Here is a 14,331-nt window from a genome sequence, read left to right on the forward strand (position 1 = left end):
AAGGCCCAGGCACAGGGCGATGGACAGCCAGATGAGCGCCGGTCGGCCGCCGGTTTCGGCCCGCAGGCGCAGGTGCGCGGCGGCCACGGCGGCGTAGATGAAGAGAAACGCCCCGCTGCCCATCATGGCTACGCTGGAGAGGTCGAAAAAAAGGACGAACACGAGAACCAGGGCGGCCGTCAGAAAGAGTCCCTCCGGGGCCCGCTTCCAGGCCATGCGGTCGAAGACCTCCGGGAGCTGGCCGTCCCGGGCGATCATGTAGCAGACGTTGGCCGCCCCAAAAAGCGTGGCGTTGAGGGCGGCGGCCGTGGCGAACAGCGCGCCCACGGCGATGAAGGTGAATCCGGCCCCGCCCATGAAGGTCTTGGCCGCCTGGGACAAGGCGTAGTCTTTCGCCGCGTCGAGGGCGGGCAGGGGCAGATGCCCGAGTACGGCCAGGGCCACGCCGAGGTAGATCACGATGACCCCGCCGACCGAGAGATACAGGGCCTTGGGCAGGGTCCGGGCCGGATCGGCCATGTCCCCGGCGGCGTTGGCCACCAGCCCGAAGCCCTCGTAGGCGATAAAAAGCATCCCCCCGCCGAAGACGATGCCCGTGGGCGGCGCCCATTGCGAGGCGGAAAGTCCGGCCCAGTCGGCCGTGGCGCAGCCCCACACGGCGAAGATGGACAGCACCCCCAGGTTCACGGCCACGGTGACCAGTTCCGACCGGCCCACGGAGGCCGCGCCCAGGGCATTGACCCCGGCGAAAAGCAGCACCGCCCCTGCGGCCACGGCCTTGGGCAGCCAGGGGGCCTGGACATGGGGGAAAAAGGTCATCAGGTATCCGGCGAACCCGGCCGCATACATGGCCAGGGCAATGATGTAGCCGATCCACATGTAGATGTTCAGGCCGCCGCTTACGACGCCGTCGCCCAGGCCCCGGACGAGGAACTCCACCGCCCCTCCCTTTGTGGGATAGTGGGCCCCGAGCTTGGCGTAGTTGTAGGAGGTGGCCAGGGCCACCACGCCGCCCAAGAGGAAGGACAGCCACAGGGCCGTCCCGGCCACCCCGGCGGCCGTGCCGAAGATGGCGTAGACCCCGCCGCCGACCATGCCGCCGACGCCGATGGCCATGGCCGAAAAAAGGCCGAGCTGTTTTTTCGGACCCCGCTGGGCGGTCGCGGCAATCGGGTTGGGCGCGGGCATGGGCTCTCCTTTGGGTGGCGGGAAAGGGTTTTCGGGAGGGCTGCCCGCCAGGGCCGGGCGGCCTTGCCGGCCGGGGCGGTCCAAAACCCGCCGGGCGGCGCGCACCATGAACGGAAGGCGTTGGTTTTATTCTTTGAAGCGGTAGCCGACGCCGGTCTCCGTCAGCAGATGCTTGGGGCGGGTCGGATCCTTCTCGATCTTCTGGCGGAGCTTGTGGATATGGATGCGCACATAGTGTTCCTGCTCCGTGCTGTGCTTTTCCCAGACTCCCCGCAAGAGTTGGCCGTGGGTGACGACCTTTCCGGCGTGGCGGACCAGGAAGGTCAGGAGTTTGTATTCGGTCGGCGTCAGGTGGACATCTTCACCTTCCAGGGTCACCACATGGGCCTCCAGGTCGATGACGAGCCCGCCATACCGCAGAAGTGATGCCTGTGGCGTGTCGTGCGCCGCCGTCCGTCTGAGCAGGGCCCGTATCCTGGCCGCCAATTCGGCCAGGGAGAAGGGTTTGGTCAGGTAGTCGCTGGCGCCCTTGTCCAGGGCGGCCACCTTGTCCTGTTCCCGGCCCCGGGCGGACAGCACGATGACCCGCGCCCTGTTCCACGGCGGCAACCGCTCCAGCAGTTCGTCGCCGTCCATGTCCGGGAGGCCGAGGTCTAAAAGGATCACCTCGGGGCTATGGGACGAAATCAAGGACAGGGCCTCGTGTCCGGTGCGGGCCTCAAGCACGCCGTATCCCTCCGATTCCAGGTAGGGCCGCAGGAAACGGAGGATGGCCATTTCGTCGTCGATGACCAGGATCGTGGGGTTAGCGTTGCTCATGGAGAGGGAGGGTCAGGGTGAACCGCGCTCCTTTGGCGGCGTTGTTGGCGGCAATGAGGGTTCCGCCGTGGACCTTGGCCACGGTCCGGCAGATCGCCAGGCCCAATCCGTACCCTTCCGGGCCGACCCGGTCGCCGCGCTGGAAACGCTCAAAGAGCCTTTCCGGGTCTCCCGGCGGCAAACCCGGGCCAGCGTCCCGCACCACGATGACCGCCTGCCCCTGGCGCACGGACGCGGCGGCCACGATCTCGGTTCCATCCTGCGTGTATTTCGCGGCGTTTTCAAGGAGATTGACGAAGACCTGCTCCATGAGAACCGGGTCCATGGGGATCGGGGGCATGTCCGGGGGGATGTCCACCGTGACGGGATGCCGGGCCAACTGGGCATCCAGTCGCGACAGGGCGCTGCCGAGCACCTCCTCCAGGGGGACGGGCCTCACGTCCGGCACGACGGCCCCGGATTCCAGGGCGGCGATGCGCAGCAGATTGTCCACAAGACGCCCCAACCGCGACGCCTCCCCCGCGATGTTGTCCAAAAGGGCCCCGCGCACCTCCGGTGCGGCGGCCTCCCCCATGGCCAGGAGGCTTTCGGCGGAACCGGAGATGGCCGCCAGGGGCGTCTTGAAATCATGGGTCACCGTGGACAAAAGCTGCGCCCTGATCTTTTCCCGTTCGGCCTCAACCAGAGTGGACCGGGCCTTCTCCTCCAGCCGGTCCACGTCCAGGGCCAGGGCCGTCTGATGGACAAAGGCGTCCAGAAGCCGCCGCCTGTCCGGAAGCAGCAGAGCCCCCCGGGCGTCCTCGTCTTCGGGACGCAGGCCGATGACGCCGAGCACGGAATTGGTCGCGGGCAGGGGCAGGAAAAGGGCGTCCGAATTGGAGAGGGTCTGGGTGGAAAATCCCGCCGCCTTCCCGTTGTCGAACACCCATTGGGCCACGCCGAGGTCTTTTCCGGTCAGCGCGTCCGAGTCGTCCGGCATGAAGGCGGCCCCCAGCTTGCCCGTGGCCATGGGCAGGAGCGCGAAGGCCCTGCAGCGAAACACCCTGTCGATGTGTTCGCGCGTCACCCGCAAAAGGCCCTCCGTGCCGCGCGTGGCGGCCAGGCGCCGGGACAGTCCGCTCAGTTCCGAGGCCTGCCGCTCCAGTTGTCCGGCGTTGTCGGCCTGGGCCTTGATGCGCGAGGCCATGCCGCTCATGACCAGGGCCACCAGGAACATGACGGCGAAGGTGACCAGATAGCCTGCGTCGGACACGGCGAACGTGAAGCGGGGCGGCACGAAGCAGAAATTAAACGCCAGGACGCTTAAGGCCGAGGCCAGGGCGGAGGCCCGCCGGGACATCCATACGGCCACGGCCATGACCCCCAGGAGATAGACCATGATCAGGTTGGCCGGCGCGAAGTACGGATACATGGCGAAGCAGACGGCCGTGGCCGCTCCCACCACCCCGGCCATGGCCGCATAATCCTTCCAGCGTGTTTTCGGCGGCGTGTCGGGCCTCGCCGGACGCGGCCCGCCGGTGTCCTGCCCCTTGATGACGTGGATATCGATCTCGCCGCTGACGCGAACCAGTTGGTCCACCGGGCTGCCCTTGAAAAAATCGAGGAACCGTCGCTTCAGGGGCTTGCCGATGACGATGCGGGTGACGTTGTGCTGCCGGGCGAACCCGACGATGAGCCGGGCCACGTCGCCCCCGGGCAGGACATGCGTCTGCGCGCCGAGTTCCTGGGCCAGGTTCAGGTTGGCCAGGGCCTTGGCCGTCGCCTCCCCTCCGGACTGCTGCTGGATGGAGAGCGCATGCCAGGAGGCGTGCAGGCTGTCGGCCAGCCGCTTGGCCGCGCGCACCAGGGTGGCCGACGTCGGGGACGGTCCCACGCAAACGAGAATGCACTCGGCCGTGGGCCAGGTGGTCTGGATGGCGTGGCCCTGGCGGTAGACCAGCACCTCGGTGTTCACCCGGTTGGCCGTGGAACGCAGGGCCAGTTCGCGAAGCGCGCTCAAGTTGCCGCTACGGAAGAAGTTCTCGCTGGCCCACTCGGCCTGTCCGGGCAGATAGACCTTGCCTTCGCTCAGGCGCTGGCGGAGATCCTCGGGCGGCAGATCCACCAGGATCACCGATTCGGCCTTCTCCAGCATGGCGTCGGGCACGGTTTCGCGCACGCGCACCCCGGTGATCTGGGCCACGATGTCGTTTAAGCTCTCCAGGTGTTGGATGTTGAGCGTCGTCCAGACGTCCAGGCCATGCCCCAGGAGTTCGTCCACGTCCTGCCAGCGTTTCGGGTGCCGCGAGCCGGGGACGTTGGTGTGGGCCAGTTCATCCAGCAGGATCAGCGCCGGTCGTTCGGACAGGGCGGCGTCCAGGTCGAATTCCTCAAGCGCGTGGCCTTTGTAGTCGATATGCCGACGCGGCAGCACGGGCATGCCGTACAGCAGGGCCTCGGTGTCCTCCCGGCCGTGGGTCTCCACGATCCCGGCCAACAGATCGAGCCCCTCCGCCATTTTGAGCCGGGCCGCCTCCAGCATGGCATAGGTCTTGCCCACGCCGGGGGCCATGCCCAGGAAAATCCGCAGCCGTCCCCGGCGTTTCTCGGCCTCTTCGCGCTGGACCATGGCCAGCAGGGCGTCCGGATCGGGACGTTGGCCGTCTTCTCGCATAAAACGATCCTACTCTTTCTTCCCCAGGGCATCCAGGGCGAGGTTGAGTTCGAGCACGCTTACCCGGGGCTCCCCCAAAAGTCTCCAGGTACGGCCCTGGGTGTGGTTTTCGATGAGCTCCGTCACGGTCTGGAGGGACACCCCGCGCGCCCGGGCCACGCGCTGGGCCTGGCAGGCCGCCGCTTCGGGCGAGATGTGCGGGTCCAGGCCGCTGCCCGAGGCCGTGGCCAGGTCCATGGGGACGGGGGCGCCGCCGTTTTCTGCGGCCAGCTTCGCGGCCCGGTCGGCCACGGCCCTGGCCAGGGCCGGGTTGGACGGTCCCAGGTTGGAGCCCGCCGATGCGGCCGCGTCATAGGCCTGCGGCGAGGTGGCCGAGGGTCTGCCGTGGACGTAGCGATCCGAGGCGAAGGGCTGGCCGATGAGGCTGGACCCGGCCACGGCTCCGCCGCGTTCGAGCAGGCTCCCAGCGGCCTGGACGGGGAACAGCGCCGTCCCCATGGCGGTCATGGCCAGGGGATAGGCCAGACCGGTGAGGAGCGTCATCCACAGGAGCATCAAGGCGGCGGGTTTGAGCTGTTTCAGCGTCATGGTGAACATGTCCGGCTCCTACGCCCATCCCAGGGCGGCAATGATCATGTCGATGAGTTTGATGCCCGCAAAGGGGACCAGAAATCCGCCCAGGCCGTAGAGAAGCAGGTTCCGGCGCAGGGCCGTGGCCGCAGGCCGGGGAACGTATTTCACCCCCCGCAGGGCCAGGGGGATCAGGAACACGATGATCAGCGCGTTGAATATCACGGCGGAGAGCACCGCCGAGGCGGGCGAGGCCAGCCCCATCACGTCGAGCCCGGAAAGTTGCGGGTAGATGCCCGCGAACACGGCCGGGATGATGGCGAAGTACTTGGCGATGTCGTTTGAGATGCTGAAGGTGGTGAGCGAGCCGCGTGTCATGAGCAATTGCTTGCCGATGGCCACCACCTCCAAGAGCTTGGTGGGGTTGGAATCCAGGTCCACCATGTTCCCGGCCTCCTTGGCGGCCTGGGTGCCGGAATTCATGGCCACGCCCACATCGGCCTGGGCCAGGGCCGGGGCGTCGTTGGTGCCGTCGCCGGTCATGGCCACCATTTTCCCTTCGGCCTGATACTGGCGGATCCGCGCCAGCTTGGCCTCGGGGGTGGCCTCGGCCAGAAAATCGTCCACGCCCGCCTCGGCCGCGATGGCGGCCGCCGTCAGCGGGTTGTCCCCGGTCACCATGATGGTCTTGATGCCCATGGACCGCAGTTCGGCGAAGCGTTCCCGGATGCCTCCCTTGACGATGTCCTTGAGCCATACCACGCCGATCGGCTTGCCGTTTTCGGCCACCAGCAGCGGCGTGCCGCCGGACTTGGCTACGTCATGGATGAAGCGGTCGAGTTCCTCGGGGATGCGCTCGCCGGACTGCTCGGCCAGGGCCTTGATGGCGTCGGGCGCGCCCTTGCGCAGGGTCCGCCCCGGCAGGTTCACGCCCGAGAGCCGTGTCTGGGCGGTAAACGGCACGAAGGTGGCGCCAAGGGCCTGGAGTTCGTGCCCCCTGATGCCGAAACGCTCCTTGGCCAGCACCACGATGGAGCGCCCCTCGGGGGTTTCGTCGGCCAGGGAGGCCAGTTGGGCCGTCTCGGCCAGGGTGCGCTCGTCCACCCCGTTCACCGGCAAAAAGGCCGTGGCTTGGCGGTTCCCCAGGGTGATGGTGCCGGTCTTGTCCAAAAGCAGCACGTCCACGTCTCCGGCGGCCTCCACGGCCCGGCCGGAGGTGGCGATGACGCCCGACTGGATGAGCCGGTCCATGCCCGCGATGCCGATGGCCGACAAAAGCCCGCCGATTGTGGTTGGGGCCAGGCAGACGAAGAGGGCGGCCAGGGCCGTGATGGTGACGGCCTGGCCCTGTCCCGAGAGCGCCACGGCGAAGGCCGACATGGGCCGCAGGGTGACGCAGACCACCAGGAAGATGAGGGTCAGCGAGGCCAGCAGGATGTTCAGGGCGATTTCGTTGGGGGTCTTGCGGCGCGTGGCCCCTTCCACCAGGGAGATCATGCGGTCCAGGAAGGTCTCTCCGGACTCGGCGGCCACCCTCACCACCAACCAGTCCGAGAGGAGCCGCGTGCCGCCGGTGACGGCGCTGCGGTCCCCTCCGGCCTCGCGGATGACCGGGGCGCTTTCTCCGGTGATGGCCGATTCGTCCACCGAGGCGACCCCTTCGAGAATGTCGCCGTCACAGGGGATGGTGTCCCCGGCCGCGACCAGCACCACCTCGCCCCGGCGCAGGCTGTCGGCCACGACCTCCGTCACCAACGCCTCGCGGTGGGTCGAGGCCAGCCGCTTGGCCATGACGTTGGTGCGCAGGCCGCGCAGGGCGGCCGCCTGGGCCTTGCCGCGCCCCTCGGCCATGGCCTCGGCGAAGTTGGCGAAAAGCACCGTGGCCCACAGCCAGGCGGCAACGGAGGCCACGAACCCGAAGGGGGCTTCGCCCTTGCCCACAAAGGCCTGTACGGCCAAAAGCGTGGTCAGGAAGCTGCCCACGTAGACCGTGAACATGACCGGGTTGCGGGCCTGGCTGGCCGGGGTCAGCTTGCGCAGGCACGCCAGGCTGGCCTGGCGGACGATGGCCGGATCGAACAGGGGGCGATTTTTTGTGTTCTTGGACATACGGGAACCTCGTTATTTGAACAGGGCCAGATGCTCGGCCACAGGCCCCAGGGCCAGCGCGGGCACGAAGGTGAGCGCGCCCACCACCAGCACCACGGCCATGAGCAGCGCGACGAAGATGGGGCCATGGGTGGGCAGGGCGCCGGGGCCTACCTGCAACCGCTTCTTGCCCGCCAGGGAACCGGCCAGGGCCAGCACGGGGATGATGAGCCCATAGCGGGACACGAACATGGCCACGGCCCCGGCCACGGTCCAGAAGGGCGAGGTGGCGGTCAGGCCCGCAAAGGCGCTGCCGTTGTTGTTGCCCATGGAGGAGAAGCCGTAGAGGATCTCGCTGAATCCGTGCGGCCCGGGGTTGGCGACGGCCTCGGGGGGACCGGCGACGCAGGCCAGGGCCGTGCCCATCAGGCACAAAAACGGCGGGATCAGGATGATCAGGGCGGCCATCTTGGTCTCGAAGGGTTCGATCTTTTTGCCCAGGTATTCCGGCGTGCGCCCGACCATGAGCCCGGCCACGAACACCGCCACCACGGCGAAAATCAGCATGCCGTAGAGGCCCGAGCCCACGCCGCCGAAGACCACCTCGCCAAGCTGCATGAGCAGCATGGGCCACATGCCGCCGAGCGGCGTGTAGCTGTCATGCATGGAATTGACCGACCCGTTGGAGGCGGCGGTGGTTGCGGCCGCCCACAGGGACGATCCGGCAACGCCGAAGCGGACCTCCTTGCCTTCCAGGCTCGGGGCGGACGCCACCCCGGTCTCCGCCAACAGGGGGTTTGGCATGCTCTCGGCCTGCATGGTCAGGAGGGCGAACCCGGCAAACAGGATGGTCATGGCCGCAAGCACCGCGAATCCTTGCCGCCTGTCGCCCACCATGACCCCGAAGGTGTGGCACAGCGCGGCCGGAATGAGCAGGATGGCCAGCAGTTCCAGCAGGTTCGTCAGGGGTGTCGGGTTTTCAAAGGGATGGGAGGAGTTGACGTTGAAAAACCCGCCGCCGTTGGTGCCCAATTGCTTGATGGCCACCTGGGAGGCCACCGGCCCGCGGGCGATGATCTGCTCCGTCCGTGCGCCGTCCGCGTCCGGCCCGGGTTTTTCGGAGACGGCCGGATCAACAAGCGTGGCCGTGACGGAACCTTCCAGGGTCTGGGGCACGCCCTGCCAGATCAGGGCCAGGGCCAGGACCACCGAGAGGGGCAGCAGCACATAGAGGGTAGAGCGGGTGAGGTCGCGCCAGAAATTGCCCAGCCGATCCGTCTCGCGTCGGGCCAGCCCCCGGATCACGGCGGCCATCACGGACATGCCCGTGGCGGCGGAGACGAAGTTCTGCACCGTGAGCGCCAGCATCTGGGTGAGGTGGCTCATGGTGGTTTCGCCGCCGTAGGCCTGCCAGTTGGTGTTGGTGGCGAAGCTCACGGCGGTGTTTATGGCCACAAACGGGTCCACGCCGGAAAGCCCGGCCGGGTTCAGCGGCAGCAGGCCTTGAAGCCTCTGGATGGCATATGCCGCCAAAAGCCCTGCGGCGTTGAAAAGCACCACGGCCACGGCGTAGGTCTTCCAGTTCATCTCCTCGTCGGCGTCAATGCCGCTCAGGCGATAGAGCAGGCGCTCAAATGGGCCGAAGGCCCTATCCAGGCCGATTTCTTCTCCCTGGTAGACCCTGGCGATGTAGCGTCCCAAAGGCCAGGAGGCCGCAAGAAGGACGACCAGGTAAAAGGCAAGTTGCGTCACGTTGCTGGTGTTCATTCGAACCACTCCGGTTTGCATAGCGCCGCGGCAAGAAAAACGAACAGGGCGGCCGCAATAAGAAGCGCCAAGACGTCCATGGTTATTTTCCCTCCAGGCAGGAGAGGAAGTTGATCAGGCCAAAGAGCCCAAAGACCAGCGCCAGGATGAGGAAGAAAATGAGCATGTCCATCGGACCTCCTTGGTGAGAGTCGATGGGCAAGGTATATGTCCTGGCGTGTAAACAGGGTGTTAAATTTGCGGGTCGAGGTGTAAAAATTTTGTAAATACGCGGGCAAAAGACCCTTGTCGGCCGTTTGTCCCGGGTCGGGGGGCCTCGACGTCGGCCCCTGGCCTGCGATAGAGTTCCCGAACGTTCTGGAGGCGGCGCCATGAAAAGCAAACCATCGGTCCCCGGCTATGCGGGCAAGCGCCGGACCCCGTTGCAAGCCATTGCGGCCTTTTGCCGGGAATGCTTCGGGGGACCGGCCGGGGCCTGCGCATCGGCGGACTGTCCCTTCCATCCGTATCGGCAGGGCACGTTTCCCGATGGCGCAACCCGCAACGTGGTCGCCGTGGTCCGGCGATACTGCGAAGGCTGCGCTGCGGCCGACACCCCGGGGGGCTGTACGGCGGGCGACGCCAGCCCGGGCCTTGAGCCGTGCCCCTGCTGGCCCTTCCGGCTTGGCCGCAATCCCTACGTCGGGGCCGGGCGACAGGGAGCCCCCAAGCCGCAGGCCCCGCAGCAACTGGACCTGACCGGCGCGCAGGCCGCGCCAACCCCGGGTTCACCCCACGGGCAGGGGGATGCCGCAGGCCTCCGCAGGGGCTTGTCCCATCGAAAGGACGCGCCGTGAGGCAGGCCGGATACGCTCTGGGCCGAGAGATCCCGGGCCGGAAAGGGCCTGGGAATGGCGTTGCGGGCGACGGTCAGGTCGATGGCCTGCGGCATGGCCTCCTGATTCCGTCCGGCCGAAAGGACGGGCAAAAGGATGCGGAGTCGCCGCACCCGGATGAGGAAAGGCCGCCTTGGCGATGGAGGCGGGCAACGCGGGCCTTGGTCACCGGATATGGTATTCCCGGTGCATAGCCTCTTTGGCGCTGTTGAAGACGGTTTCAATGTCCAGGGAATAGGTTTTGAGCAAAGAGAGGTTCCCGGTCTTTCCGGCCTGCTCGATTTTCGAGGCCATCGCCCTGAGTCTCTCGGCGCTGACGTTCGCGGACGCTCCTTTGACGCAATGAGCGATGCGCTCTGCGGCCTCGCAATTTCCGGATTGGATGTTCTCCTGTAGGCTTCTGATCCTTTTGGGAACGTCGTCCAGAAAGGCCATGACGATCTGTCGCGCCAAGTCCTCATCGTCCATCATCCTGCACAACATGGCCGCCTTGTCGAATGCGGCCGGTTCCGGATCGTCGCAGGCCGTCCCGGAGACGTCCGGCGGGATGGGCGGCGTCCCCTCCTTTTGGGCCTTTGCGTGGTCCGGCAGCCAGTTGGCCAAGGCCTCGGCGAGAACCTTGGCCGAGACGGGTTTCGGCACATAATCGTTCATGCCTGCCGCCAGGCACTTTTCCCGGTATCCCTGCATGGCGTGGGCGGTCATGGCGATGATCGGGATGGTATGGTCGAGAACGGCCCCTTGGGCGCTCCGGATATGCCTGGTCGCCTCGAAGCCGTCCATTTCAGGCATCTGCACATCCATGAGCACCAGGTCGTAGGGTATGGTCCTGAGGGCCTGCAGGGCCTCGACCCCGTTGGCGACGGCGTCCGCGCGCATGCCCAGCCTGGCGAGAATCCCCAAGGCCACCTGCTGGTTGGTGATGTTGTCTTCCGCAACGAGGATGCGTCCGGCGTGCGGCAACGGGGACACCCGCTCCCGGGCGGATTTGCGGGTGATGATAAGCTGTTCGTCCTGGTCGGCGTCCTGCAGGACGCGTTGCAGGATGTTGAGCAAATCCCTGCGCCGGATGGGCTTCACCTCATACGCCCGGAAGCCCGCTTCTGCAAAACGGCGGGCGTCGCCGCGCGTCCCCATGGAGGTCAGCATCACCATCGCGACCCCGGCCAGGCGGGGATCGGCCTTGATGGCCCGGCCCAGGGCCAGGCCGTCCATGCCCGGCATCTGCATGTCGATGACGGCCAGGCGATACGGATCGTTCTCCTCTAGCGCCTGGTACAGCGCCCCCAGGGCCAGGGGGGCGTTTGGGACCTCGTAGGGCCGCATACCCCAACTGGCCATGTTGATCGTTAAAATTTCGCAATTCGTCGTGTTGTCGTCCACGACCAGCGCCCGCACCCCGTGCAGCAGTGTCGGCGAAGGGGCCTCCCTGAGGCGGTGTTTCTGTTTTTCTACGGCGACGGTGAACCAGAATTCCGCGCCCCGGCCCTGCGTGCTGTTGACCCCGATCTCTCCGCCCATCATCGTCACCAGTTGTTTCGAGATGGACAGGCCCAGGCCGGTGCCGCCATACTTCCGGGTGGTCGAGGCGTCCGCCTGGGAAAACTTGTCGAAAAGCACGGCGTGGTTCTCTTCCGATATGCCGATGCCGGTATCGCGTACCGAGAAACACAGCAGGCAGCCGTCCTCGTGGTCGTCCGTCAGGGTGATCTTGACGGTCACCTCCCCGGCGTGGGTGAACTTGATGGCGTTCCCGGCGAGATTGTTGAGCACCTGGCGCAGCCTGCCCGGATCCCCGCGAAGGGATATGGGGACATCCGGATCGACGAAACACAAAAATTCCAGTCCCTTTTCCTGGGCTCGAACGGCCAGGGCGTCGGAGAAATCGTCGATGAGATCCAGCAGGTCGAAATCCAGAATCTCCAGTTCCAGCTTTCCGGCCTCGATCTTGGAGAAATCAAGAATGTCGTTGATGAGATTCAAAAGGGATTCGCCGCTGGTGCGGATGATCTCGGCGTAGCGGCGTTGCTCGTCCGTGAGGTCGGTCCCGAGCAGCAGGCCGGTCATGCCGATGACCCCGTTCATGGGGGTGCGGATCTCATGGCTCATATTGGCCAGAAATTCGCTTTTGGCCTGTGTGGCGGCCTGGGCCTGGCCCAATGCCTGGTCCAGTTCGATATTGTTGATCTCCATCTGCCGGGCGAATTCCTCCAGACGCTCCTGGGCTTTTTTCTGCTCGGTCATGTCGGTATGCGAACCGGCCATGCGCACGGGAGCGCCGGAGGCGTTGCGCACCGCCTCGCCACGGGCCAGTATCCACCGGTACGTCCCATCCTTGTGGCGCATTCTGAATTCTTGGATGTAGCGCTGGGCATCCCCTTGCAAGTACTGCTGGATGTATTCGAAGACATGTCGCCGGTCCTCAGGGTGGAGGAGGTTTTCAAATGTGGCGAAAACGTTGTCCAGTTCTTGGTCACGGTATCCGAGCTGCTCTTTCCATTTTGGAGAGAGGAAAAGGGTGTTGGTTCGCAAATCCCAATCCCAGATGCCGTCATTGGAGCCCTTTACCGCCAGTTCGAACTGCTCGCGCGAGCGTTGCAATTCGATTTCCGCATCCTTTCGGGCCCGGATGTCGATGAAGCATTCCAGGTATTTCTGTTGTCCCTGGACCAGGATCGGGGTGACGGTTTTCAGGACGGGGATCCGCGTGCCATCGGCTCGCAGCATGATGCGATCCGAGTTGTCCACGGTCTGCCCCAGATCCCCGATGGGGCAGGCGCACTCCTCGGCCGGGCACAGAAACTTGTGGCAGCGGTTTCCCTGAATATCCTCCGGTCTGGCCCCGAACATGGCCGCCGCCGCCGAGTTGACCAGTTCGACCACCCGGGTTTGGGCATCAATGATGGCCACGCCGATGGGGATGTTTTCCACGCTGATGCGCTGCAGGTGGGCGTTTTCCGTTTGTGCGGCGTCCTGCGCCTGCGTTGCGCGGCGGGCCTCGTCAACGGGAGGGGCCGTGGGAGGGGATGCCGGAGGCGCCTGTTTCGTGGCAGGATTTTTGTGGGCAGAAGGCATGGACATCCTCTTGGATGGCGTCGTTGTTTGTTCATGACGGGGAGAGGATGCGTCCTCGCCCGTTGTTTCCCCTGCCGACCCATGCGTTGCGCCGAAGCGCCCGGCGGGCGGTTCCTTCTCCATGTACGTCCGGGCGCTTCATGCGGCGTCGTCGAGGGACGCCGACCTGACGCCGTTGCCCGCTCAGGCCGAGAGAACCCGCTCTATCGCCTCCCGCAGGGCGTCGCGCTCAACCGGCTTGGCGACATACTCGTTCATGCCGGCCGCAAGGAGCTTTTTTCGGTCCCCCTCCATGGCATAGGCCGTCAGGGCGATGATGGGGATGTCGGCCTTGTCGGCCCCGGCCTCGCCGCAGCGGATTCGTCTGGCGGCCTCGACGCCGTCCATGACCGGCATCTGCACGTCCATGAGGATCAGGTCGATCTCCTTCTCCCGCAACACCGCGATGGCCTCCTGTCCGTTTTTGGCCGTATCGATGGCGTATCCTTCCTTTCTGAGCAGCCAGGAGGCGGCGATGGCGCTCACCGTTTCATCCTCGGCCAACAGGACCCGTTTCGTCCGGCGCCCGGGGGAGGCATGCTTTTGTTTTTCCTTGTCCGTTTCCTCTGTCGCTGGCGCCGCCAGGAAGGGTATTGAGACATAAAAGGCGGTTCCCGTCCCGAGCTCGCTCTCCACGGCGATCGATCCCCCCATGAGCTCGACGATGCGTTTGACGATGGAAAGGCCGAGCCCGGCCCCCTGGTGTGGGCGCGTGAATCCCTGGCTGGCCTGGACAAACGGCTCGAAGAGTTTCGCCAGCTGTCCGTCGGCCATCCCGCACCCCGTGTCGGCCACCGTGAACAGCACCCAGGTCTTTCCGGGATGGCGCGGCGGCAGGGGGCTGGCGTCGAGGACGATGCTCCCTGACCGGGTGAATTTGAAGGCGTTCCCCACCAGGTTGGTCAGGATTTGCTGTATGCGGATGCTGTCGCCGCACACCATTTTGGGCAGCGCCTCATGCATCACGAGGCGGATGCGCACGCCGGTCTGGATCGAGACCGGCTCATGCAGGGCGATGAAATCCTGCAACAGTTTTTTCAGGTCAAACGGCTCGATCTGGATCTGCATCTTTCCGGCCTCGACCCGGGACAGGTCGAGAATGTCGGAGAGCAGCCGGGTCAATCTCTTGCTTGATTCTATGGCCATTTCGACGAAGTGGACGTGCTGCTTTTCAAGATCCGAATCGTGCAGGATCTGCAGCATGCCCATGATGCCGTTTAAGGGCGTCCTGATCTCATGGCTCATGTTCGCCAAAAA

The 14,331-nt window shown here is 65.7% G+C and carries 9 protein-coding genes; 1 reads left to right on the forward strand and 8 read right to left on the reverse strand.

The features are described 5' to 3' along the window. The 6 genes from V3572_RS13735 to kdpA all read right to left on the reverse strand — a co-directional run. The coding region (locus tag V3572_RS13735; RefSeq protein ID WP_332111582.1) for an APC family permease at window positions 1-1,188 on the reverse strand (1,188 nt) is incomplete at its 3' end. 126 nt (window positions 1,189-1,314) lie between these two features. Beyond that, window positions 1,315-2,007 (reverse strand): response regulator, encoded by a 693-nt coding sequence (locus V3572_RS13740; RefSeq protein ID WP_332111583.1) that lies wholly within the window; start codon window positions 2,005-2,007, stop codon window positions 1,315-1,317. Beyond that, the gene (locus V3572_RS13745; RefSeq protein WP_332111584.1) at window positions 1,994-4,660 is read right to left on the reverse strand and encodes a sensor histidine kinase KdpD; all 2,667 of its coding nucleotides are present in this window, start codon (window positions 4,658-4,660) and stop codon (window positions 1,994-1,996) included. Before V3572_RS13745 ends, V3572_RS13740 begins: the two co-directional genes overlap by 14 nt. A gap of 9 nt (window positions 4,661-4,669) precedes the next feature. Beyond that, on the reverse strand, window positions 4,670-5,257 hold the full coding sequence (kdpC, locus tag V3572_RS13750) for a potassium-transporting ATPase subunit KdpC (protein WP_332111585.1): 588 nt from the start codon (window positions 5,255-5,257) through the stop codon (window positions 4,670-4,672). Between the two features lie 9 nt (window positions 5,258-5,266). Continuing rightward, window positions 5,267-7,339, reverse strand: a complete 2,073-nt coding sequence (gene kdpB / locus V3572_RS13755; protein ID WP_332111586.1) for a potassium-transporting ATPase subunit KdpB — start codon at window positions 7,337-7,339, stop codon at window positions 5,267-5,269. A gap of 12 nt (window positions 7,340-7,351) precedes the next feature. Then, entirely contained in the window at window positions 7,352-9,085 is a 1,734-nt protein-coding gene (kdpA, locus tag V3572_RS13760; RefSeq protein ID WP_332111587.1) for a potassium-transporting ATPase subunit KdpA, read from the reverse strand. 371 nt (window positions 9,086-9,456) lie between these two features. Here kdpA and V3572_RS13765 point away from each other — a divergent pair, with 371 nt between their 5' ends. Then, entirely contained in the window at window positions 9,457-9,921 is a 465-nt protein-coding gene (locus V3572_RS13765) for a hypothetical protein (RefSeq protein WP_332111588.1), read from the forward strand. Window positions 9,922-10,125: 204 nt separating this feature from the next. Here the strand turns inward: V3572_RS13765 and V3572_RS13770 are convergent, their stop codons facing one another. Both V3572_RS13770 and V3572_RS13775 read right to left on the reverse strand, forming a co-directional pair. Further along, window positions 10,126-12,891 carry a response regulator gene (locus V3572_RS13770; RefSeq protein WP_442877386.1) on the reverse strand — a complete coding sequence of 922 codons (2,766 nt, stop codon included), beginning with the start codon at window positions 12,889-12,891 and terminating at the stop codon, window positions 10,126-10,128. Window positions 12,892-13,218: 327 nt separating this feature from the next. Next, window positions 13,219-14,331: response regulator (locus V3572_RS13775; protein WP_332111590.1), on the reverse strand; the 1,113-nt coding region annotated here is incomplete at its 5' end.

This window comes from Desulfolutivibrio sp. (genome assembly GCF_036584575.1).
Taxonomy (GTDB): domain Bacteria; phylum Desulfobacterota; class Desulfovibrionia; order Desulfovibrionales; family Desulfovibrionaceae; genus Desulfolutivibrio.